Origin of the sequence: Kiloniella antarctica (assembly GCF_042682825.1) — a bacterium.
Lineage (GTDB): Bacteria > Pseudomonadota > Alphaproteobacteria > Kiloniellales > Kiloniellaceae > Kiloniella > Kiloniella antarctica.
In genome coordinates this window covers 887,245-912,141 of sequence record NZ_JBHUII010000001.1, presented here as the reverse complement: position 1 = coordinate 912,141, position 24,897 = coordinate 887,245, and the positions used below count along the sequence as shown (strand labels likewise).

General features: G+C 45.0%; 17 protein-coding genes. 4 read left to right on the top strand and 13 right to left on the bottom strand.

From position 1 onward, the window contains the following. The first annotated feature begins 274 nt into the window (after positions 1–274). Entirely contained in the window at positions 275–1,270 is a 996-nt protein-coding gene (locus ACFSKO_RS04320; protein ID WP_380248769.1) for an adenosine kinase, read from the top strand. 163 nt (positions 1,271–1,433) lie between these two features. After that, positions 1,434–3,263: a translational GTPase TypA gene (typA, locus tag ACFSKO_RS04315; RefSeq protein WP_380248767.1), complete on the top strand. Its 1,830-nt coding sequence runs from the start codon at positions 1,434–1,436 to the stop codon at positions 3,261–3,263. Between the two features lie 733 nt (positions 3,264–3,996). Here typA and ACFSKO_RS04310 read toward each other — a convergent pair. From ACFSKO_RS04310 to ACFSKO_RS04300, 3 genes are all read right to left on the bottom strand, one after another. Next, positions 3,997–6,843, bottom strand: coding sequence for a DUF2339 domain-containing protein (locus ACFSKO_RS04310; protein ID WP_380249436.1), 2,847 nt, complete (start codon positions 6,841–6,843; stop codon positions 3,997–3,999). Positions 6,844–6,963: 120 nt separating this feature from the next. Continuing rightward, positions 6,964–7,497, bottom strand: a complete 534-nt coding sequence (locus ACFSKO_RS04305; RefSeq protein ID WP_380248765.1) for a DUF4269 domain-containing protein — start codon at positions 7,495–7,497, stop codon at positions 6,964–6,966. Then, positions 7,494–8,387, bottom strand: a complete 894-nt coding sequence (locus ACFSKO_RS04300) for a phytanoyl-CoA dioxygenase family protein (protein WP_380248763.1) — start codon at positions 8,385–8,387, stop codon at positions 7,494–7,496. Before ACFSKO_RS04300 ends, ACFSKO_RS04305 begins: the two co-directional genes overlap by 4 nt. A gap of 218 nt (positions 8,388–8,605) precedes the next feature. Here ACFSKO_RS04300 and ACFSKO_RS04295 point away from each other — a divergent pair, with 218 nt between their 5' ends. Then, positions 8,606–9,982, top strand: coding sequence for an AmpG family muropeptide MFS transporter (locus ACFSKO_RS04295; RefSeq protein WP_380248761.1), 1,377 nt, complete (start codon positions 8,606–8,608; stop codon positions 9,980–9,982). 61 nt (positions 9,983–10,043) lie between these two features. Here ACFSKO_RS04295 and ACFSKO_RS04290 read toward each other — a convergent pair whose 3' ends face one another. The 10 genes from ACFSKO_RS04290 to ACFSKO_RS04245 form a co-directional block, all read right to left on the bottom strand. Next, a complete protein-coding gene (locus ACFSKO_RS04290; protein WP_380248760.1) occupies positions 10,044–11,006 on the bottom strand; it encodes a tRNA dihydrouridine synthase in 963 nt (320 codons plus the stop codon). Positions 11,007–11,164: 158 nt separating this feature from the next. Further along, on the bottom strand, positions 11,165–12,142 hold the full coding sequence (locus tag ACFSKO_RS04285) for a hypothetical protein (RefSeq protein ID WP_380248758.1): 978 nt from the start codon (positions 12,140–12,142) through the stop codon (positions 11,165–11,167). Positions 12,143–12,381: 239 nt separating this feature from the next. Continuing rightward, positions 12,382–13,098, bottom strand: a complete 717-nt coding sequence (phoB, locus tag ACFSKO_RS04280; RefSeq protein ID WP_380248756.1) for a phosphate regulon transcriptional regulator PhoB — start codon at positions 13,096–13,098, stop codon at positions 12,382–12,384. Positions 13,099–13,102: 4 nt separating this feature from the next. Further along, entirely contained in the window at positions 13,103–13,858 is a 756-nt protein-coding gene (phoU, locus tag ACFSKO_RS04275; protein WP_380248754.1) for a phosphate signaling complex protein PhoU, read from the bottom strand. Between the two features lie 11 nt (positions 13,859–13,869). Beyond that, positions 13,870–14,670: a phosphate ABC transporter ATP-binding protein PstB gene (pstB, locus tag ACFSKO_RS04270; protein WP_417457269.1), complete on the bottom strand. Its 801-nt coding sequence runs from the start codon at positions 14,668–14,670 to the stop codon at positions 13,870–13,872. Positions 14,671–14,700: 30 nt separating this feature from the next. Beyond that, positions 14,701–16,017 (bottom strand): phosphate ABC transporter permease PstA, encoded by a 1,317-nt coding sequence (pstA, locus tag ACFSKO_RS04265; RefSeq protein ID WP_380248752.1) that lies wholly within the window; start codon positions 16,015–16,017, stop codon positions 14,701–14,703. Beyond that, entirely contained in the window at positions 16,010–17,392 is a 1,383-nt protein-coding gene (pstC, locus tag ACFSKO_RS04260) for a phosphate ABC transporter permease subunit PstC (protein ID WP_380248750.1), read from the bottom strand. Before pstC ends, pstA begins: the two co-directional genes overlap by 8 nt. Before the next feature lie 106 nt (positions 17,393–17,498). Continuing rightward, on the bottom strand, positions 17,499–18,530 hold the full coding sequence (locus ACFSKO_RS04255) for a PstS family phosphate ABC transporter substrate-binding protein (RefSeq protein ID WP_380248748.1): 1,032 nt from the start codon (positions 18,528–18,530) through the stop codon (positions 17,499–17,501). Positions 18,531–18,872: 342 nt separating this feature from the next. Continuing rightward, positions 18,873–20,327 carry an ATP-binding protein gene (locus ACFSKO_RS21055; protein WP_417457141.1) on the bottom strand — a complete coding sequence of 485 codons (1,455 nt, stop codon included), beginning with the start codon at positions 20,325–20,327 and terminating at the stop codon, positions 18,873–18,875. Positions 20,328–20,572: 245 nt separating this feature from the next. Next, positions 20,573–22,852: an NADP-dependent malic enzyme gene (locus ACFSKO_RS04245; protein WP_380248746.1), complete on the bottom strand. Its 2,280-nt coding sequence runs from the start codon at positions 22,850–22,852 to the stop codon at positions 20,573–20,575. A 478-nt stretch (positions 22,853–23,330) separates the two neighbouring features. Between ACFSKO_RS04245 and ACFSKO_RS04240 the strand changes: the two genes are divergently transcribed. Then, positions 23,331–24,761 (top strand): sensor histidine kinase, encoded by a 1,431-nt coding sequence (locus tag ACFSKO_RS04240; RefSeq protein ID WP_380248744.1) that lies wholly within the window; start codon positions 23,331–23,333, stop codon positions 24,759–24,761. The last annotated feature ends 136 nt before the right edge of the window (positions 24,762–24,897 follow it).

Below are 24,897 nucleotides of genomic sequence, written 5' to 3'. Positions count from 1 at the left end.
TTCGTTAAATGAATATGGAGAGCTTGGACATGGCGCCAACCCTTTCGGCGTGACTTTGGTCTGAAATCCCTCATCGGGCAAGAGGCTTTCTTAAGCGAGAGCCATTCATGGCCTTACAAACAATTTGATTTTTCTAGAGGTGTGCACTGCGCATAGGTGCGTTGCGGCTTTGTGCTTGCCCAGAAAATGGAAGTGGCTATACTCCGCGCAAATTGTAATACGTCTGTAATCACTCCGGGCTTACGTACCGGAAGTCATAAATCGGAAATCACGCATGAGCGAAAACGCTACTCTTGATGTTGTTGGAATTGGTAATGCGATTGTAGATATCGTCGCGACAGCTGATGATAAGCTTCTTGAAGAACAGGGCATTATCAAAGGCGCAATGAACCTGATCGATCAAGATCGTGCGGATGCTCTTTATGATATCATGGGCCCAGCCATCGAACGCTCTGGTGGTTCTGCGGGTAACACAATGGCTGGTATCGCATCTCTGGGCGGTAAGGGTGGTTACTTCGGGAAAGTCCGTGATGATCAGTTTGGACAAATTTTCCGTCACGATATCCGTGCGGGTGGTGTTGAATTTAATACGGCACCTGCTACAGAAGGCCCTTCTACTGCACGTTGTTTGATTTTTGTAACACCAGACGCACAACGTTCTATGAATACTTATCTCGGCGCATGTGTTAACCTAACAGTTGAGGATATTGATGAAGAGATGATCCGTTCTGCCAAGGTAACCTATATGGAAGGTTATCTTTGGGATCCGGAAGAAGCTAAAAAAGCTTTTATTCATGCTTCAAAAACCGCACAAACTGCCGGTCGTCAGGTGTCTCTAACACTTTCAGATTCTTTCTGTGTTGGTCGCCACCGCGAATCTTTTTTAGATTTGGTTAAAAATTACGTAGATATCCTTTTTGCGAACGAAGAAGAGGCTATGGCGCTATTTGAAGTTGATAGCTTTGATGAGGCGTTACAACAGGTCAGAGCTTGTTGTTCTATCGCAGCAATTACGCGTAGTGAAAAGGGATCTGTGGTCTGTTCTGGTGATGAAGTTCACGTTGTTGATGCCGTTCCTGTTGATCAGGTGGTTGACACAACGGGTGCAGGGGACCTATATGCAGCAGGATTTCTTTACGGATACACGAACGGCTACAGTCTTTATGACAGTGGCCGGATCGGTTCAATAGCAGCCGCCGAGGTAATTTCCCACTTTGGCGCCCGCCCGGAAACGTCTCTGGCGGAATTGGTAGAGGAAAAACTTAAGTAGGTCATCGCACTGTCACACGACTGCGCTACAGACCTTATAGGTTACGTAGAGTAGTTGATACAGGTGTATCGATCAGGACGAGATCATAAGGATCACGTCATTGGATGACTGAAGGATAATGCGGGGCGCAGTCGCCCCTCTTAATACATGAGAGAACTTGGCAATGAGTACAGCGCTTCGTAACGTGGCGATTATCGCGCACGTCGATCACGGTAAAACCACTTTGGTGGATGAGCTTCTAAAACAATCTGGTACATACAGCGACCACCAAAAGGTCAATGAACGTGCAATGGACAGCAATGATCTTGAAAAAGAACGTGGTATCACGATTCTTGCCAAGTGTACGTCTGTTACGTGGAAAGAAACCCGTATCAATATCGTTGATACACCAGGTCACGCCGACTTCGGTGGTGAAGTTGAGCGTATCCTTTCCATGGTTGATGGTGTTGTTCTGCTGGTTGATGCCGCAGAAGGCCCGATGCCACAGACCAAGTTTGTGACATCCAAAGCTCTTGCCTGTGGCCTGAAGCCAATTGTTGTTATCAACAAAGCAGACAAAGCTGACGCGCGCCCTGACTGGGTTGTGGATCAGGTTTTTGATATGCTTGTGAACCTTGACGCAACTGAAGACCAGCTTGATTTTCCGGTTCTTTATGCTTCTGCGAAACAAGGCTGGGCTATCACCAACCTTGAAGATCCAAAAGAGAACATGGACACACTCTTCAAGTTGATGATTGATGTTCTGCCTGCGCCGACTGAAGAAGTTGATGCGCCGTTCTCTATGTTGGCAACCACACTTGAAGCGGATAACTTCCTCGGTCGTATTCTGACCGGTCGTATCCACTCCGGTATTGCTAAGGTGAACATGCCAGTGAAAGTTATCACTGCTGATGGCAAAACAATTCCAAATTGTCGTTTGTCCAAACTTTTGGCTTTTGATGGTCTAAAACGTGTCCCTGTTAACGAAGCCCGTGCGGGTGATATCGTTGCTATTGCAGGTATTCCAGACGCGACGGTTGCTGATACAATCTGTGATATGTCTGTGGAAGTAGGTATTGAGGCACAGCCGATTGATCCTCCGACACTGGCGATGACTTTCTCTGTTAACGATTCGCCTTTGGCCGGTCGCGAAGGTGACAAGGTTACCAGTCGTATGATCCGCGATCGTCTAAGTCGTGAAGTTGAAGGCAACGTTGCTATCCGTATTACGGAAAACGAATCGAAAGATGGTTTTGAAGTTGCGGGTCGTGGTGAACTTCAACTTGGTGTTTTGATTGAAAACATGCGTCGTGAAGGCTTTGAACTTTCGATTTCTCGTCCACGTGTACTTATGCACAAAGATGAATCTGGCACCACGATGGAGCCGATGGAAGAAGTTGTTATTGATGTTGATGAAGAACATTCAGGCGTTGTGGTCGAAAAAATGGCCGAACGTAAAGCTGAACTTACTGATATGCGTCCTTCAGGTGCTGGTAAAACCCGCATTACGTTCCTAGCCCCATCACGTGGCTTGATCGGGTATCACGGTGAATTCCTAACGGATACACGTGGTACAGGTATCATGAACCGTCTGTTCCATAGCTTTGGTCCATACCGTGGCGCCATTCAAGGCCGTCGTCAGGGCGTTCTGATCTCTAACGGTACGGGTGCAGCTTCTGCCTACGCTTTGTGGAACCTAGAAGATCGTGGCCTGATGTTTGTGAACCCTGGTGATGCCCTTTACGAAGGCATGGTCGTTGGTGAACACACACGTAGTAACGATCTTGAAATCAATCCACTAAAAGCCAAGCAGCTTACAAACGTTCGTGCTTCTGGTAAGGATGATGCAATCAAGCTTACGCCACCACGCATTCGTTCACTCGAACAGTCTCTTGCTTATATTCAAGATGATGAGTTGGTTGAAGTCACACCAAAATCCATTCGTCTGCGTAAACGCTATCTGATCGCGCATGAGCGGAAGCGTTTCTCACGTTCGAAAGAAGTTATTGGCTAAGTCTTATTTAGGCTAAGCAATGAATAAAGAAGGGCTGCTCTCGAGCAGCCCTTTTTGTAAGCGAATTAAATCAAAAGAAACTGTGTTTCAGTTCCAAGTTTTGATCGAACAAGTGTGTATGTATTTTTAATCTCAGAAATTCGTCCTTGATTTACATCAAAGATTGCCGCAATTTCATGTTGATATAGTCCACGTTTTAACAACTTAAGTACTTTAACGATTTGTTCAGGGGTCAATTTTTTTGACATCTGAGTGATCCTTCTTAAAGTGCCTATGATGATTTGCCACTTGCGCACATTTTGAAATATGTTATTTCTTGGTGTGCGATTTTCGTACACTACTAAGATGTAATTCTCGAGGCAAAACACTTCGGCGAGTTATAGAGTAAAGGCCGGGCTGTTACCCCGGCCTTGCTTTCGTGTAGATATGATACGAGTTACCTACACCAAGAATTTAATCACAATATATAGTTGTCGTCATCAGTATTTTGCGTATTGACACCATATTTTGTGTAATAATTGACAACAAAATACCTTGAGGAAATTCAAGTATTACCTTAACTATGGGGTGGTAATGTTTTGATTTAGAATACACTTCTTAAGCGTAATTATTTTTTTCAAACGTTTTTGTTTTGTTCTAAATATTCATGTCAAAACTTTAGAGAATCCATCAATTTTTGATATTTTCAAATTGTTTTGGCGATTCTTGAATTTATATATTTGTTTCCAGAAATTTAATTCGTTCCTGGGTTCTCCGTTGCCACTGATCCAATCGGATAGACAAAGCGCTGGTAAAGAAAACCAACTCCGATCAGGCACAGGCCAAGACCGATGAACGAGGCTACACGATAAAGGCCGCTTAACGCTGCCATATCCCACAAGAAGACCTTGCTGGTGACCAGAAGTACGAGGGCGAGGGAGGCGTGGCGGACTTTAGAAATATCCCGGAAGATACCAACAGCAAGTAATAACCCTGCGTAAAGCAACCATGCAGCGGAATAGCTGTAACCTTCTGCATTGAGAATATCACCTGATGCCATGGCTTCAGGGTGGAACACTCTTCGAACTTCAAGAGTAATATCCATCAAGACCCAAACAAGGGCTGTGCCGCCAAGCCAAGGCATGAGCTGGAAGTGTTTTTGGTTGCGAGCTTCGCGGTAGATAAAGACTGTGATCAGGCCCGGTAGTAAGTAGGCGAGGGAGAGAGTATTAAAGAGGGGCCAATTACCAACAAACTCATTGGTTAGAACGGGGTTATTAAACAAACTTTGTATGAGCAAAATCTGTAAAGCAGCCACACCCAGTAGAACTTTAGAACCCCATTCACTAAAGAGGCGGGGCGTGGTTCGATTGCGGTAATAGAGGAATGCCCCCGTGATCAACCAGGCGAGGGACTGGAGACTTTGTTCAAGCAGGCTGTAATGCTGGGCGTAGATATCGTTGTCGTTGGCAAAATACCTAATCTCCAAGCTGACGAGAGCAACCCCGATTGCTAAAGCCCCTGATTCCAAAACGGTAATAAGCTGATCGTCCTTTTCCTGAACGAAATAATAAGCAGCCACGGCAAAGGCGATCGCGGGAACGCCAAAGCTATATAGCAACCAGAGGGCATCGATTTCTATTTGGGGAACTAAGGGGTCAAAGTGGTTCATTGCCGTGAGCCTGAGGGCAACGATAACAGCAATAAATATGGCGCATGGCCTGATAAAGGGAATACGAATTTGAGACGCGACCCAACCAGCTGAAGGTAGGAGTAAGGCGAGGGCAATTGTAAGACCGCTTTTTTCAAAGGCGATGGCAAAGGCCAAACCTAAAGCTGCGAGTACCGCCAGTGCATAAATACCAAGAGCAGCTTCCATGCCGGGATCTGCGCGTTTGGGTAAGACGGCCTTTGCTGCCACAAAGGCCAAGCCAGCCAAGACCAAAGCAATAAAGCTCCAACCGAGGTCTGCGCCAAGTGCGCTGATGCGTAAATAGACAAACAGTAAGGCTATAAAAGGAACGGCAACAGAGAGAGCAGCGAGATAGGCTGGTGTTTTAGTTTTTGAAAGGCCTTTGAAACCAACGCCAGCGGCAACTACTGCGATGAAAGCTGAGAGCAAGAGATAGAAATTGAGCTCAGGCGGGATGATCGGATTAATCAGAGTTCCCGCGTCTTGCCCCGAGACATAAAAAGTTTCTGGGAGTTCGATTGATCCCGGGAAGGGATAACGTGCCACAATATAGAGGGCAACAAGAGCCAAAGGCACTAAAAGGGCTTCAAAGTGGTTTAACCTAAAGGCACCGTATCCAATGCTCCCAGCGATTAGGAAGTAAAAGATTAAAGATGGAGTCGAAAAGCTGTCAGATGAAAGCAAGACCAGCTGTAAAACAAAAACGCCGAGGATGGCGCTTAATCCCAGAACCTTTTCAGGGGATAATCGCCCTAAATCGAAGGGGTGTTTTAGGTCAGCGTTTGATTTGAGGAATTCTTCGTACCGAGGCGCAATAAAGAGACCGATGATCAGGATTTGATGCAAAGCGAGCGGATAGACGTCAGAGCTTTCCCACATCGTACTAAACCAGGCAAGTTGCCAAAACAGAGATCCGGCAAGCGACATCCAGCCCAACCACCACCAGTTTTGATAGCGTACCACCGCAAGGGCAGAAGCGGTAATAAAGGTCAGATAGCTAAAGAGCGTCCAGGCCGAGGAATTTCCGGAGCTGACTAGCAACGGGATCACAAAGGCACCAGCCATGCCCATAGCCGCGATTAACGGCCCCTGGAGCAGGGACAGCCCCAGTCCGGCGATAGCAACGAGGGTGAGCAGGATAAAGGCCAGTAGCGGCGGGATTAAATCATAGAGGCCATAAGCCGAGTAAATACTGCCATAGGTTATAGCGAGCCCGGCGGCGGTAAGGGCAGGGGGCACATGGTTGGGCTTGAGCGCCGCGATGGCGAGTTCAACTGGGCGACGGCGTAACCACTCACCACCAACCATTAAAGCAATACCAAAGAGCACGCCCATGGTGATTCTAAATCCGGGAGAAAGCAGGTCATTTTCAATTGAGTATTTGATCAAAAACACACCGCCGATCATAACGGTCAGACTGCCAAGCCATACCAACCATTGTCGGGTAAAGGCTTCCTCAAAGGATTTCCAGGGGCTTTCTTTGTTTTGAGTTTTTTCGGGTGTAGACGAGGACACGGAAGGAATGGCAGAAGGCTTTGTCGAAGCGGCAATGCTGTCGGTTTGTAGTTGATCTTCTGAGGTTTCTTGGGTTACAGGTTCTTCTTCGAGCGGTGGTGTCCGGCTTTCCTCTATTTGGTCCTTATCAATAGAAGCTGGAACAGATTTCTGTGGATCTGGAATATCAGCCGGTTTTGCCGGGTCCTCAGTCGAAGGCATGGCTGTTTTTGGGGATTGCGGGCTCTGCTCAGGTTGGCTCACGGCCGATCCCTCTTTGACCTGTTCTAGTTTTCTCATCGCCAATTTAAGAGAGGTAACCTCCCGGCGCAGGCCTCCTATTTTGGTCAGAGCTACACAGGCAAGAATAGGGCCTCCGAAAATTACGGCAAGACCGAGTAATACCAACAACACTTCGTCCAAGAGACCCCCTAAAACCAGCTATTAAAAAACACGTAAGGCTGGTTAATACAGAAATAAATTCACGGGATCATACCCTTTACATACTTCTGAAAACAACAACATCTTTATAAGTTAATTTAGATGTGATTGATAAAGCATTGAAAGTTGTTGATCAGATAAATTTTCTAATTTCAAAAGGTTAACATAAGGATCGCCTTTTATATTAAGTAGGTGTGCAAAAGCGGGTTCCGTTTTAATGTTTTGATTTTTGAGAGCAATGACAGCTTTTTTAAATGGTTCTCCTAATATAGCGAGCAAGCGCTTTTCGATGTTGAAATGCCGAACCCCATTTTGTTTATGGAGGGGCTGGTTTTGGATGAAAAATTCAATCTCCCAGTCTGAAAACTCAAAACTAATAATCAATGTAATACAGGGAGAGCTATCTAAAAAATGCGCACGATAGTTCTTTGATGAACCATAGTGTTTAGAAAAATGTCCATAGAGCTTTTTGGGACTTTGTGCATAACAGGCAATATCTATGTCACTGTTCGCAACATCAATCATGAGCGGTGGAGTGCCAATAAGTGTATGATTAATGGTTTTGAGAACTATATTGAGATCTAGATCATCGATAACTTCTAGATAATTAGGGCGTACTAGGTTCATTTAAAGCCTCGAAAAGGCATATCTACACTGCGGGTTAGCCAATTGGTATCTGGGTAGTCACAGGCACCATCGATCAGGTGAAGAGTGTAGGCTTGACGGGATCTATCCGATGTATTTGGCCCACTAAGGTGTGGAAGTTGGCCATGTAGAACGATCAATGAACCTTGTTTGACTTCTAATGGAACACGGTCTTCTTCGGGCCACGGGCTGTCATCAAGCTTTTCTGTGATCAGTTTGCCGGATGCATTACGATAGTGACGTTTTTTCAAGGGCGCTTTATGGTACCCTGGCAGACCCCACATACAGCCATTTTCCAAGGTCGCATCTTCCATGGCAAACCACATCCCGATACATGAATGGGGTTCGGTATAGAGGAAGGTCGTGTCTTGATGACAAATGACTTCACCGCCAATGCGGGGTTGTTTAAAGATATACATGGACTGGCTGAGTAGCGGCTTTTCCATACCTAGATCTTTGGCGACCTGTGCCAAATCAGGATTCCGAGAAAACGCCGAAAAAACAGAATCAAGATCATGTTGGGCATGACCTATCTTGTTAATTGACAGTGCCTTTTCTTGCTTCAAATTGCCGTGGTCATCAAAAGCATCTTCTTCAAAGAAACATCGGATTTGATCGCCGGATTGTTCAAAGTAGGTGTTGCCTTCATGGCTTTTGTTCGTGGTTGAAAAAATCGCCCGAAATTCATTGGGATCAAAGGCCTCAACGATAGACCCGGCCTGCGCCATAAGTTTTTCACAGGCCTCTTTGGATACAAAATTTTCCAGAACCAGAACGCCGTTGTCGTCAAAATATTGCTTCATATCAACAGTAAGTTCACCCAGTGATGGTGCCGGAAATTTGGCAACAGCTTGTGGGGATGTGTCTGACATGAATAAAAAATCCTGAACTTTGAAGGTAAAATATTTGCTGAAAAGGGTAACATTGAGGTTCTTTTAAAAATAGATGAAATTAATAAGCTGCGGTAAATACCTTATATGAAAATTATTGTTGCGTGACTTATGATCGCCTGAATTGTTAATAACTATTAGACGTGATGAATTTTGATGCTAGCGCTCTAATCGTATAACGCTTCAAAGAAAGAGAATTAATGACTGAGCAGAATACCAAGCTGAAACGTACTTGGGGTGAATCTATCCAAATTTACTTACACCCCAGAGTGCTTGGAATGTTATTTCTTGGGTTTTCTGCTGGGCTGCCATTTCTCTTAATATTTTCAACATTGAATGTATGGCTCAGAGAAGCGGGAGTTTCCCGTTCGGAGATTGGTTTTTTTGCATGGGTTGGAATTGCTTTTTCAATAAAGGTACTTTGGGCGCCTCTTGCTGACAATTACCGCCTTCCATTACTCGGACGATTAGGACGCAGACGATCATGGATGTTCCTTGGTCAAGTTGGAATTATCGTTGGGTTAGTGGGAATGTCGATGACAGATCCTACACAAGATTTAGCTCAAATGGCGATATTCGCACTGATTGTTGCTTTTTCGTCTGCGACCCAAGACGTCGGGCTTGATGCTTATCGAATTGAGGCTATTGGCATAGAACACCAGGGAGCAATGGCGGCTAACTATCAATTAGGGTGGCGTCTTGGCGCGTTAGTGGCCGGTGCAGGGGCATTGTATATGGCAGAATACTCTTCATGGTTCGCGACATATCAGGCGATGGCCGTTTTGATGAGTGTTGGAGTTATAACAGTTTTCGTCGTGCGAGAGCCTGTGATCGAAACGAACACTGAAGAGTCTCAACTTGAGTGGGAAGTAACTCTTCAAGATCGGTTATCCAAGGGTAGAGGCGCGGTAAAAGATATTGCTGAAATTACATATAGAACAGTAGGAAGACCTTTCTCAGAGTTTGTTGCTCGAAACAGATCTACAGCGGTAATTATTTTGGTTTTCATCTGTATTTATCGGATTAGTGATATCGTTATGGGCAATATGGCAGGCCCACTTTATGTTGATTTGGGCTATAGCAAGACTGAAATTGCTGATGTTACAAAAGTATTTGGTTTTTTTGCGACCATGGCAGGCGCTTATATTGGTGGTGCATTGTTAATGAGGATGGGCATGTTACAGCTCATTTTACTAGGCGCTGTTCTAGTGGTCATAACTAATCTTTTTTATGCATTTCTTGCTCAAGCTGGACATAACATGCCTGTGCTTGCATTTACTGTCGGTGCTGACAACTTTACCGCTGGTTTGGCAGGAACAGCTTTCATCGCTTACTTATCTAGCTTGGTAAATAAAAGTTTCACAGCAACACAATACGGATTGTTTAGTTCAATAATGACATTGCCGGGTAAGTTCTTTTCCGGATTTTCAGGTTTAATTGTTGATGCCACTGATTACACCACATTTTTCCTGTATGCGTCGGTAATGGGAATTCCTGCAATATTCATGGTTTTGTATTTGATACGCTTAGAAAAAAGGCAAAAGAGAGAATCTCTTTTGGAAAGAGTTTTTAAATAAATGTTCATCCTTGCAATTGGCGCTTGAAAATCAGTTTTGGCATCTGTTGTAAGTAAAAGGCCTAACCTGCTTTTCTCAAACTCATAGAATTGAGAGTCTCTGTAATAAGCTGTGGATCTTTTATACTTCTGATTTCGTCAAACAGTATTTGTGCTTCGGGATATTGATTTCTTAAAAATTTAAGCCACTGCTTGAGACGACCGGGACCGTGTTTAGGGGGGAGTTGTTGGCTGGCTTCGTAATAGAAATTTTGAACAATAGGCAGTAGCTGTTCCCACGCCATGGGATTAAGAGGTTGATTTTTTCGGTGGTTGGTAATGACCATTGCAAGGTCCGGCCAAGCCATTAGACCACGCCCGATCATAACGTCTTCACAGCCGCTGATTTCCCGACAGCGCAGGTAATCTTCGAGAGAGCAAATATCCCCATTGGCGACCACGTTGATTTTTAATGCTTCTCGTATCCGGGCGATCCACTCCCAATGGGCGGGCGGTTTATAGCCTTCAACTTTTGTGCGGGCATGAACGCAGACCTCCGTGGCACCTGCGTCTTGAATTGCCCAGGCATTATCCAGTGCCAAAGACTTGTCTTCGTATCCCAATCTCATTTTCGCCGTGACGGGGATATGTTCGGGGACCGCTTCTCGCACGGTTTTTATAATCGAATGTATAAGTTCTGGTTCTTTAAGAAGGACCGATCCGCCCTTGTTTCTATTCACGGTTTTGGAAGGGCAGCCAAAATTGAGATCAATGGCTGGTGCACCCAGCTTGATCGCAAGTGCCGCGGTTTCAGCCATAACAGGGGCATTGCTGCCAAGAAGCTGGATGGACACCGGCGTGCCAGAAGCTGTGCGGGCATTGTTGTGTAGTTCTGGGGCAAAACGGTAAAATATTTTTGGGGGTAAGACCAGATCGTTAACCCTGATAAACTCGGTCACGCAGCGATCAACCCCACCGATGGCGGTGAGAACGGCGCGTATTTGAGCATCGACGAGCCCCTCCATCGGGGCCAGGATTAACGTCACTATGTTAACTCGCAAAATTGATGTAAGAATCGACAAATAAACTGTGGAAAGTCATCCTAATGCAGTTCTCTGTCGTGAAGGCTTTTACCGCCCTATGCGTCCTAGAGTCAAAAATCAGAACTATAAATCCGTGTTGTCCAATATCTTTGTTCTCAAATTTATGATGACGGGCTGCCATTGCGGAGGCGGTTTAGTTCTCTCAGGAGAAGATAGAGCGTGTTGATATCTGCCTGACCATTTTGAGCACCCCCAAGGTCCTGTTGAGCCTCTGACGTTGCCGTCGAGATCTCGGTTGAGCTTTGGTCCAGATATCCCAAGTCGACCAGCAGCCTTTGCACACTATCTTTGGGAATCGGGGAGACATAGTTGAATTGTGTTGGGGCTTGCGGTGAGGCTGGTAAGTTCCAAAGCGCGATGGTTTGCGCAGAAATAGGATGATTTGGCGCGAGGGAGAGGCCAGTTTCTTCTATGATATAACGGTTCAGGGGACCATCACTATGCTGGGGGCACTTATTTTTGAGGGTATCGGATGGATTACACAAAGGGAAAAGTGCCTGTACATGTTCCCATCCGCGGCGATAACCCGCCACCATAGTCAGGTCTTGTCTGGTTACCTGATTGCGAACACCGACCCATCCTGTGTGATCTCCGAGCGGGAGAGAGAGACTGATCTGTGCCCAGTTATTGAGCATGGATTTCAAGTTTTGATTCTTTGGAACAAATCCTTGTGCAATTTGGTAACTTTCAGCAGGAGAAAAAATTGTTGAATCGTCCCTTTGATAGCCCGCAACAAAAACCATTTCCTTTGGCTGAAACCATCTGCCTTCTACCAAATCATAGAGACATGAAGCAGGAGCTAAAAGTTTGTTTTTGCCGACCATCACGCCATTACAAAAGTGGCGACCTGCCACATTTAGGCGACCAAGCGCACTCCAGGGATATTCCCTTGCTTCAAGACGCGCCATTTTATTGTCCGTGAGAAAGTAAGCATTTTCTTGTTGAGCTGTATCATTAGGGGAGGAAACCGTGGCCGAGGGTTGAGCCGACGTGGCTTGGGACTTTGGTTGAGAACCACATCCGGTAAGCAGAAACAGGGAAATGAAACTGCTTATGATCAGAAAATGGATATTCTTCACGATCTTACCTCTAAGATTTTGATTAGAAGGATAGGATAACAGAAGGAGTTGGTGTCATCCATATCGAGTGCAAGAAAACAATGAGTTATGTAGTGTTCGCACTATCTTCTGTATTCTCTTAGAGTGATGAAGCCTTGCTAAACAAAGAATAAAGATAAGACCATAAAATGGCTTATAAGCAAAAAATGGCCGTGATAAACACGGCCATTTTTTAGAAATTTTGATATGATTTCAAAGGGTCAAGCGGCTTTGGCTCTATCCAGAGCGTACCCAGCGGATCGTACCGTCCGAATAAGATCGAGTTCGGGACCTTCATTCAATACTTTACGCAGACGTCTGATGTGTACGTCAACGGTACGTGGCTCTACGTACACATCATGACCCCAGACTGAATCCAATAGCTGTTCTCGGCTGAAGACACGTCCTGGGTTTTGCATCAAGTGACGTAACAGTTTGAATTCGGTTGGGCCGAGGTGGACTTCACGCTCACCGCGGTAAACCTTATAGGCTGCCAAGTCCATATTTATGTCTTCAAATGCCAAAGCTTCAGTAACTGTTTCTGGCTTGCTGCGACGCATGATGGCGCGAATACGGGCAATGAGTTCTGCAGGAGAAAAGGGTTTGGTCATATAATCATCTGCGCCAGAATCAAGACCTCTGATCTTGTCTGTTTCTTCACCGCGTGCGGTGAGCATGATGATCGGGACACCCTTGGTTTCTGGCAAGCGACGAAGTTGTCTGCAAACCTCAATACCTGAGAGCAAAGGAAGCATCCAATCTAGTAAAATCAGATCTGGAGCTTCTTCTTTTGCACGGAGTAGAGCTTCTTCGCCATCATGAGCTTCGTTAACGCGAAAACCTTCTTTTTCAAGGTTATAGCGAAGCAAGGTTGTCAGGGCGATTTCATCTTCGATGATCAAAGCGAGAGGCTTCATGGAAAGGTCCTTTTTTTCCATTGTATTAAATTTCTATTTCGCTGTCATTATTATCGGGCGCATCACTATTTGGACTGAGCACCTGAAAGGAAGTACGGTCTCCCTTTGGTCGCTTGCCTTCTAGGCGCGCACCTGTGGATAGATAGTAAATAGTTTCGGCAATATTGGTGGCATGATCTCCCATGCGTTCGATGTTTTTTGCGATAAATAACATATGGGTACAGGCACTAATGTTGCGTGGATCTTCCATCATGTAAGTGAGAAGCTCACGGAACAAAGAAGTGTACATTTCATCAACTTCTTCGTCTCGGTGCCAGACGTCAATTGCTCTGTCTTTGTCGCTGTTAGAAAATGCATCAAGAGTATCTTTGACGATTTCTTGAACAAGCCGAGACATACGCATAATGCTTGTAACCGATTTTTGCGGGGGCATCTGATTGATGGCGATGCTGCGCTTGGCGATGTTTTTGGCATAATCGCCAATCCGCTCGAGATCAGAAGAGATCTTGAGGGCGGAAATAACCGCACGTAAATCGTTTGCTACGGGTTGGCGAAGGGCGATTAATTGCACAACTGCTGATTCTAACTCTTCTTCTAAGGCATCGATTTTTGCATCTTCTGCTCTTACTAACTCTGCCTTGGCACTGTCGCGTTGAACGAGAGCGTCAACAGCTTCAGCGAGCTGGTTTTCCGCCATGCCCCCCATACGAATAATGATTTCATGGATGGTGCGTAATTCTTTATCGAAAGAACTGACGATATGGTCTTTTGTATCTGGCATATCTATAATCCTTAACCAAAACGTCCAGTAATGTAACCTTGTGTACGGTCGTCTTGGGGGCTGGTGAAGAGTCTGTCTGTTTCACCGACTTCAACCACTTCGCCCATATGAAAAAAAGCAGTTCTTTGTGAGACCCTTGCGGCCTGTTGCATGGAGTGGGTTACGATTACAATCGTAAATCTCTTGCGCAACTCATCGATCAATTCTTCGATCTTTGCTGTGGCAATGGGGTCTAGAGCAGAACAAGGTTCATCCATAAGGATGACTTCAGGGTTGATCGCAATGGCACGGGCAATACAAAGGCGTTGTTGCTGTCCGCCTGAGAGACCGGTACCGGGTTTGTCGAGGCGATCTTTTACTTCATCCCAGAGACCTGCGCGACGCAAACTTTCTTCGACACACTCTTCGAGTTCCTCTTTGTTATTCACAGTCCCATGTAATTTAGGGCCGTAGGCGATATTATCATAAATTGATTTCGGAAAGGGATTAGGTTTTTGGAAAACCATGCCGACCCTCGCACGAAGCAGCACAGGGTCCAGACCGGAATTGTAAATATCAACGCCGTCCAGATTAATCCGACCTTCGACCACGCAATTTTCAATCACATCGTTCATGCGATTTAAACTCCGTAGAAAAGTTGACTTTCCACAGCCCGACGGGCCGATCAAAGAAGTTACCTCGTTGGCCCCTATATCCAAATTAATGGACTTTAAGGCTTGGCTTGCACCATAGAATACGCTGACATCACGAGCTGTTATTTTAGGCTCAGATGTAAGGGGTTCATTGATGGTGTTAAAGTTTTGCATATCCATAGCGTAGGACATTCCTATTTTCCTTAAAGCTTACCAGCGGCGTTCAAAACGTTTACGCAATATAACTGCGATTGCGTTCATAACGACAAGGAAGGCCAGCAGGACCATTATGGCTGCTGAAGTTTTTTCTACAAATCCACGTTCAGGGCTATCGGCCCAGAGAAATATCTGTACGGGGAGGACAGTGGCAGCATCCCCCATACTACCCGGAATATCTGCGATAAAAGCCACCATTCCAATCATAAGAAGCGGTGCTGTCTCTCCGAGGGCTTGTGCCATGCCAAGAATAGTTCCTGTCAGAATACCCGGCATTGCGAGTGGAAGCACATGATGGAAGACCGTTTGCATTCGCGACGCACCAATGCCCAGAGCTGCCTCTCGTATTGATGGAGGTACTGCTTTGAGAGCTGCACGTGAGGCAATTATAATTGTTGGTAAGGTCATAAGAGCTAATACCATTCCGCCGACGAGAGGGGCAGAACGGGGTAAGCCAAAAAAGTTCAAGAAAATTGCCAAGCCCAAAAGGCCAAACACTATTGAAGGTACAGCCGCAAGGTTGTTGATGTTTACTTCAATAATATCAGTCCATCTGTTTGTCGGGGCAAATTCTTCAAGGTAAATCGCGGTTAATACTCCGATTGGAAAACAGAGCGCGAGAGTGATGGCCAGAGTATAGAGAGATCCTATAACGGCGCCGAGAATACCGGCTTCTTCTGGTTCTCTAGAGTCTCCGTTGGTAAAGAAATCCATGTTAAATTTTTTGATAATACGATCATCAGTCTCGAACGTGTCGAGCCAGGAAAGTTCAACATCCTTTATCTTTCGATTGTCTTCGGGGACATCGCGGGAAATATAGCCTTTAAAATAGCTATCGACATCGTCGGAGGCTTTCACAGCAATGGTTGCCGTCGTACCCACGAGTTTAGGATTATCGAGGACGGCATCGCGGACATCATAATCAGCTGCGGTTCCCAAAATACCATAAAGCTGACGTTTTTCACGTCTGCCATCAATACCGGGGAACTGTTCACGAAGGGCATCACGTAAGAGACCCTTGTAACTGGCGGCAGCAAGATCTTCTAACCTGTTTGTCCCTTTCGGATCAATCGTCTGAGTGTTTAGGCGCACGTCAATAAGGATGTAGGTTTGCTCAAAGGCGGTATAACCTTTGGAGATAATTGACGTCAGTAGAAGGCAGAGCACCAATACAGCGGTGAGAACTGCTGTGAGACCGTAGAGACGAAAACGAGTCTCACGTGCATTCCGTTTTTTCAAAAGTAGAGGATTAATCTTCAAGGGGCTGGCCCCTGTGGACAAATCTTCGGGGTGTGGCGTGTTATCAGTCATATTTTTCACGATATTTACGAACCACTTTAAGGGCTACTACGTTCATGACAAGTGTGACGACAAAGAGCAGTAAGCCAAGGGCAAAGGCCGCGAGGGTTTTGGCGCTGTCGAACTCTTGATCGCCGACGAGAAGGGTTACAATTTGAACTGTTACGGTTGTTACGGCCTCTAGAGGATTGGCGGTTAAATTTGCGGCGAGACCTGCAGCCATTACCACAATCATTGTCTCGCCAATGGCGCGGCTCATTGCCAATAAAATTGCGCCGACAATTCCGGGGAGTGCTGCTGGTATAATGACCTTGGTGATCGTTTCTGATTTGGTTGCGCCCATGGCATAGGAAGCATCACGCAAGGATTGCGGAACAGAGTTCATAACGTCATCTGATAAGGATGATATAAAGGGGATGATCATGATGCCCATTACTGCACCTGCTGCCAGAGCAGATTCAGAAGAAACATCAAGCCCAATAAGAGTGCCTGTATTTCTAAAAAAGGGAGCAACTGTTAGTGCAGCAAAAAAACCGTATACGACGGTTGGAATGCCTGCGAGTATTTCGAGGACTGGCTTGGCAAAAGCTCTAAATTTTTTACCTGCATATTCCGACATATAGATTGCAGACATAAGACCAACAGGAATTGCGACAACCATACAGATAAAGGTTATGAGCATGGTTCCTGCAAAGAGCGGGATGGCCCCAAAGGATCCGGAACCGCCAACCTGATCACTTCTCAAAGCTGTTTGAGGGCTCCAGTGGGTTCCAAGTATGAAATCAAAGAATGGAATTTTTTCGAAAAAACGAAGGGTCTCAAAAATAAGGGAAAGCACAATCCCAAGTGTGGTCAAAATGGCTATCAGAGAAGAAATCATCATGACAACCGAGATAACCTTTTCGACCTGATTTCGGGCGCGAAGGTTAGGATTGATTTTTTTGAGGCTGCCAAAGAGAGTTGCCAATGAAACTGATATTGCGACAACAGCCATAGCAAAGTAACTGATTTGTTTGAAGAGTTGGTAACTCTCCGCGGCTTTTAGAATACTCGCATCTGGATCTCGGGTGAGAATGCCTCCCGATGCAAAGTTGATAACATCATTGATAAAGAGCGTAAGTTGGTCAGCCGAGAGAGAGGCATTGGCTTCTTTAAGCTGAGATTTAACTAAAATTTCAGCGATCTGGGGCTCGAAAATCATCCAGCCAGCCATTATTAGAAGGCTTGGTAGCCCGCACCAGATAGCTGTGTAGAGCCCATAGTATGGCAGTCTGGAGTGGAGAGGTTGATCTGATTGTCCAGATAACGCGACTGCTCGCCCTTTTCCCAGGATAAATCCCAGTACTGTGAGGAAAAGCAAAGCGAAGAAAAGAGCCAACTGTTCCATTTAATTACATTACCCGCGAGGGAACCTAGTTTAATAACTTTACTTTATTGCACCAGAAACTGGCGACTTGCAATCAAGCCACCAGTATTCCGGAAAGATCCGCAACTTACATGCTTAATGATGTAAGGCCACGTGCAGAGTTTTTAACCTGCTCACGATCAGCAGTAGGTAGTGGGATTAGGCCTTTGTCAGCCAAGTAACCCTCATCACCCCAAGCATCTTCGCTTGTGAAGGCTTTAACGAACTCTTCGATACCAGGTACGGAACCAACGTGTTCTTTCTTAACATAGAAGTAGAGCGAGCGGGATACGCCGTAGTCTCCAGCAGCGATGTTTTCGAAAGTTGGCTCAGCGCCTTCGACGATTGAACCCTGGATTTTGTCCGCGTTCTGATCAAGGAAACTGAAACCAAAGATCCCAACAGCTTTTGGGTTAGCTTCGAGTTTTTGAATGATCAGGTTATCGTTTTCACCAGCTTCAACATAAGCACCGTCTTCACGAATAGTGTGGGCGATCGTTTTGAAAGCTTTTTTGTCGCTTTTGCGAAGCGCTTTGAGGCTTTCAAATGTCTTAGCACCACCTTCCATGGCTAGCTCAACGAAAGCGTCGCGAGTACCAGATGTCGGTGGAGGACCAAGTACTTCGATTTTGCTGTTTGGCAGGCTTTTGTCGATATCGCTCCAGTTTTGATATGGATTATCAACCATTTTGCCATCAACAGGGACTTGTTTAGCAAGAGCGAGGAAGATTTGTTTCTTCGTGAGGGTCAGGCGTTCGCTCTGTTTAGAGTTCGCGAGAACGATACCATCGAAACCGATTTTAACTTCTGTAATGGAAACGCCATTTTTTGTGCACTTTTCGTATTCAGAAGCCTTAATTCGGCGAGAAGCGTTTGTAATATCGGGGTGTTCAACACCAACACCCGCGCAGAAAAGCTTCATACCACCACCGGATCCAGTGCTTTCAACAACAGGCGTTTTGAAGCCTGTAGTTTTACCGAAGGTTTCGGCCACTGTAGTAGAGAATGGGAAAACTGTTGAAGAACCGACGATGCGGATCTGGTCGCGTGCCTGAGCGGCGCCAGCTACTGCCATCATCATTCCAGCAAGTGCTGTCGCAGTGAGAACTTTTTTGATCACGTTCGTATCTCCGCTATATAGCGTTATTAAAATCTCAATACGCACATCCCGATTTTCCAGGTCTCCTTAAAGCAACCTTGTTTTCAAGTTGCCGGAGTTTCATGCGCTGTCGATCATTCGACGAGGCAAAACATATCTACCAACGACGATACTTCTGTGACTCTACTGTGACAGTTTAATTACACGAAAAAAGGAATATTTTTTGATTCGAGAAAAGAAAATAGCAGATAATGTATTGATAAATAATAGTTTATTTTTAATTTACATTGTTTTGTGTTTGAGGAATATCAAAACATGAAATTTGAAGGTTTTGTTAAATAGTATTTTGTTTGGCTCGATTCACTAAAAATCCAACTTTCGAGATCCAAGCTGTGTTGGCTTATTTTCAGTAATTACAGCTTGAGGTAAATAGACAGTAAAGGTTGAGCCTCTACCGACCTCACTATCAATGGTTAGTACGCCGCGATGCCTATTGACGATATGCTTTACAATTGCGAGACCTAAACCTGTTCCACCGAGTTTACGAGATCGTGCTGGATCGACACGATAAAAGCGTTCTGTCAATCGCGGCAAGTGCTCCCGAGCAATCCCATCACCTTGATCTATTACGGAAATCGCAAAAGAGGGGCGCCCCAACCGGCGCATGCCCTGGCTTCCTGGGCCATAGGATTTGCACCGAATTGTCACCGTTGTTCCATTGTGGCCATATTTGATGGCGTTTTCGAGCAGGTTTTGAAATACCTGAGTAAGGGCTTCGCTGTCGCCAAGAACAGGTATGACGTCATCCATGTCCCGACGGATTGTAATATCTTTACTTTCGATTTGGGTATGCAGACCCTCTATGATGTTGGTTATGGCCTCGCTCAGGTCTGTAACGCTTGTCGGTGGTGTGTGCTCCAAAAGCTCAATCTTCGACAGGCTCAAGAGGTCTGATACCAGTCTGGACATTCTTTCAGCTTGATCCTGCATGATCTTTAAAAATCTTTGTTGGGCATCGGGATCGTCTTTTGCGGGTCCTTTGAGAGTCTCTATGAAGCCCATTAAGCTGGCGAGAGGTGTTTTGAGTTCGTGACTAACGTTGGCAACAAAGTCTCCACGCATTTGTTCGACACGTTTTGCTGAAGTTAGATCATGTAAACTGACAATGATCTTGGTGCCATCCCAAGTTTGTTCGTTCATTCTGGCAATACGGGCTTGTAGGTAGCGCTCAACCCTACCGTGGATTTTGAAATCAACAAAGCGGGACACGTCTTTTGTACTGTGCTCAATTTCATCGATAGTGCTCAAAATAGAAGGGTTACGCAGAACGGTTGATAGCTCTTTATCTGCAAGCGTATCTTCAAATATAGCTTCAGCTGCGGGGTTTCCTCGAATGATCTTTCGCTTGCTGCCCAACATAATCAGAGGATCAGGAAGAGACTTTAAAATGGCCTCATTTCCTTCGGTGACAGCCTCTAGCTGACGTCGATATTGTTGACGTTCTTGCGCCATGCGCGCGAGTGTGATGTTTAATTCGGGATAGAGAAAACTACCGACTGCCGAAGGCGTTTCAGGGAGAGATTCTTTTCCTTTAAGCTGTCGAAGCGCTGTGATGTATTCTTTCAGTCGTTCGACATGATTGTAGTGGCTGGTGAGGATGTAACCTGTGCCAAAAAGAATTACTATTCCTGCAATGACGGCGGCCTGCCATGGCACTAAATGAAGGATAACCAAAGCAAATAGTACAGCTACGCTTGGCGAAGCAAGAATGAGAGACGACGTAAACAGTCGATTATATTTATCCTGTCGAACTGGCATAATGACCCGAGTATGTTTGCAAGGAGCGGCTATTTTTAGTGCAGCCTATTACGCTATACTTAGCCTGCCTTCATGACAGTTTGAAGACGAATATAGATAATGTTTAATTTTACTTATGTTTCAGTACCTTACGTAAAGTTATTTACTAAAACGCTACTGCTTCTGGCTGTCTAATGCCAGAAGCAGTAACTGATTTCATAAACTTGTAACGTTTGACTTAGGCGGTTCCAGCTTAAAGGGATGGCTTAATCTTGCTCATTGGTTATTGATTCATAGGCACCCAGAGCAGCCATGGTTACGAGGTCCGTGACTGTGGCTCCCATAGGAACAATTTGAACTGGTTTTTCCAAACCAACCAGCATTGGTCCAATAACCGCCGTGCTTCCTCCAGCTTTTTGAATAAGCTTTGTGGTGATGTTCGCGGAATGTAGAGCTGGCATGATCAAGATATTTGCAGGACCTGTTAAACGAGAGAAAGGGAACAGCCTTTTTTGTAGATCAAAATCCAAAGCTAGGTTTGCTTGCATTTCGCCTTCATATTCGAAGTCGACTGCCATGGTGTCTAGTACTGAAACGGCACGTCTGATTCGTGTTGTTGTCTCGCGTGTTGGGTTTCCGAAATTGGAGAAACTCAAGAAAGCGACACGAGGTTCGTAACCCATTGCTTGAACGTGCGACGAAGCCTGAATTGCTATATCGGCAAGTTGTTCTGAGGTAGGAACTTCGTTTACAGAAGTATCTGCGACAAAAATAGCTTTGCCATCTATGATCATCATCGACATGCCCATGGCACGTTTGCCTGGTTTACAGTTGATCGCCCGCATTGCATCATCCAGTGAGACAGCAAAGCTTCTGGTCAGGCCTGTGACCATAGCATCGGCAACGCCGTCCGTTACCAGACAAGAGGCAAAGATGTTACGGTTTTGATTTACCATGCGTTGACAGTCGCGATACAGCTTGCCTTTGCGTTGTAGACGACTGTAAATATAATCGGTATAACGTTCACGGTGTTCAGAAATACTGGCGTTATGGATTTCAATAAAATCACCGCTAACACCGATATTTTTCATCGTACTTTTTATAATGTCTTCACGACCGACAAGCAAAGGTGTTCCGTATCCTGCATTGTAAAAGGCGACGGCAGCCCGAATGGCTGATTCTTCTTCACCCTCTGCAAAGACGACACGTTTAGGATGGCTACGTACTTTTTGCGCAATACGCATAAAGGTGGTCGCTGCAGGATCAAGTCGAGCTGAAAGCTCTCGTTCATATGCATCCAGATCGTCTATATTTTTGCCCGCAACACCACTTTCCATTGCGGCTTCGGCCACAGCACGAGGGATTACGGCAACCAGACGGGGATCAAACGGTGCTGGAATAATATAATCTCTGCCGTATCTTAATTGACGACCAGCATAGGCTTTGCCAACTTCGTCTGGAACATCTTCTTTGGCCAGCTTTGCGAGTGCTTTGGCAGCCGCGACCTTCATTTCCATATTAATGCTCGAAGCGCGTACGTCTAAGGCTCCGCGGAAAATATAAGGAAACCCGAGGACATTATTGACTTGGTTTGGGTAATCAGAACGACCCGTGGCAACAATGGCGTCATCACGGACATTGGCAACGTCTTCTGGTGTAATTTCAGGATCGGGATTGGCCATGGCAAAGATGATGGGATTTGGCGCCATGCTTTTGATCATTTCAGAAGAAAAAGCCCCCTTGACTGATAGACCAAAAACCACGTCAGCATTTCTCATCGCATCGGTAAGACTACGATCATCACTCTTGACGGCATGAGCTGATTTCCATTGGTTCATGCCCTCAACACGACCTTGATAAATGACACCTTTGGTATCGCACAGCAGGATGTTGTCGTGAGGAACACCCAAAGCTTTGACGAGTTCTGTACAGGCAATACCTGCCGAACCGGCGCCATTGACGACCATTTTTATGTCTTTGATATCTTTGCCTGCGATATCGAGTGCGCTTAACAAACCCGCTGCAGCAATAATGGCCGTACCGTGCTGGTCATCGTGAAATACCGGAATATCAAGAAGCTCTTGTAACCTTTGTTCTATGATAAAACATTCTGGTGCTTTGATGTCTTCAAGGTTGATGCCGCCAAAGGTTTTTCCAAGAAATCGAACGCAGTTCACAAATTCATCAACGTTTTCGGTATCAACTTCCAGATCGATGCCATCGACATCTGCAAAACGTTTGAAAAGGACAGCTTTACCTTCCATTACGGGTTTCGAAGCTAGGGCGCCAAGATTACCAAGCCCTAAAACGGCTGTTCCGTTAGAGATGACGGCGACAAGGTTGCCTTTTGCAGTATAATCATAAGCAGCTGCAGGATTTTTCTCTATTTCCAGACATGGTACTGCTACCCCTGGTGAATAGGCGAGCGAGAGATCTCTTTGTGTTGTTAATGGTTTTGTTGCTTTGATTTCTAATTTACCGGGACGCCCCGAGGAATGAAATTCGAGCGCTTCTGCGTCTGTAGTCCGGGAATTGTGCTTCGGCACGGGTTTCTCTCCGCTATTTAAAAATAAGTGTCGTCATCTGGGTGCTTTAGGTCTGTATTTGGTGTGAAATAAACCTGTTTAACGGTTCTTGGTGGGTATACTGCATTGCAATAACCCTATTGGGAAGGGAAATTGTTCTAAAGTGTCTGAATATATAACCCCAAAGCTAATTATATTATTTGGATTCACCTATTGAGGGTAGATAAACTGGCTTATCCTAGAGTATGAACAGTCATTGTGGGAAAATTAGTAGCTGATTAAGTAATTATGATAGAAAATATGCTTTAAAGTATGTTGAAGAAGGGCTTTTTAGTAAGTTTTAGTACATTTTCTTAATTTTTAATACAGGGGGGCACTGTAATTTATTGCTTTCAATGGACTAAACTTAAGACATACTCCTTAATCAGGGGAAAGTTGAATAGAAGAGTTCGGAAAAAAATTCGATACAATGAACATGGTAACTTTGTGAACGATTTAGATGCTTAGACCGGTTAAAACCATAAATGCAAAGCTGCTGTATTTGATTGTACCGGCAGTATTTCTTGTTTCTATGTTCGAATCCTTCATAGACAATTATTTGGACTATGAAGAACGGCAGGTTTTGGTAACTGAACAGTGGCAAAACCTTGCGACAACACAGGCAAGCGTTGTCTCCGGGTATCTTTGGAATTTTGATCTTGAAGCAATCAATTCTCACCTTGAAAGTTTGGTGGAATTTTCTGAAGTCTATTCTGCAAAGGTTTACGACGAAAAAGATAATTTGATTTCTAGTGCTGGCTTTGAAGATGGTGGTTCCTTAAATCACCAAAGTTTCACGTTGGATATTGTTTATCAGGATTCATTTGTAAATCGTCGTATAGGTAAGTTTATTCTTATTGTTGCCCACACGGACATCACAAGCAGATTGTTGGATGGGTTCCTTGATGAGATACCTGAAAATATATTGTTGGTACTGGCCCTTACAGGAATTATTATCTTTGCTACGCGGAAGTTTCTGCTCATTCCGATGAAGGATCTAAGTCAGGGTTTTTTGACATTCGATCAAAAAAAGTTAAGACATAAAATTTCTGTCAAATCTACCGATGAAGTAGGTGATCTCATCGAAGGATATAACCGGATGATTGATAAGTTGGAGCAGCACGAAAAACAGCAACTTATTTATGTTCAAGGACTTGAAGCTGCCAACCGTGCAAAGACTTATTTTTTAGCTAATATGAGCCATGAACTGAGAACGCCTTTAAACGCGATACTCGGGTTTTCAGAAATGATAAAGTACGAAATGCTCGGCAAAATTGACGAACCTCGATACCGCGAATATGCAGATGACATCTATAGTAGTGGGACATTACTTCTTGATATTATTAACGATATTCTTGATATGTCTAAAATTGAAGCCGGAGAGTTAAATCTTCAAAACGAAGTTGTGGATTTACAGGAAATCACGGCCTCTTGCTTTAAGATCATGAACGGTCGTGCAGAAAGAAATCGAATAACCTTAAAGTCCAACATTACGCCAGACTGCCCTTATCTTTATGGGGACAATACAAGGTTGAGACAATTATTGTTAAATCTGTTGAGCAATTCTGTAAAATTTACGCCAGAAGGAGGAGAGGTGGTGCTTTCCGCTGGCGTGAATGCAAAGTCTCAAATTGAGATCATTGTTGAAGATAACGGCATGGGTATACCAGACGCAAAAATCGAAGAAGTATTAAAGCCCTTTATTCAAGTTGATAGTCATTTGACTCGTCAACACGAAGGTACGGGCCTTGGGCTTCCGCTTTCCAAAAGCTTTATGGAGCTCCATGAAGGGCAGTTCATTTTGGAAAGTAAATTAAATAAGGGAACAAAGGCCACAATGATTTTCCCATCTGAGCGAACAAGAAAGCCCTCTGAAGTCTTCGAAAATTAAGAAAAAAGATCACGGGTTGTTGTGTTTTTTGGCTTGGTTACTTTGCGAAGGATTATGACTGTGTTAGTTTCGGGATCTTGATCTTAAGGCCCAGTTTTTCTTTGTAGAGTATATCTTTTCCGTGATTGAAACGACA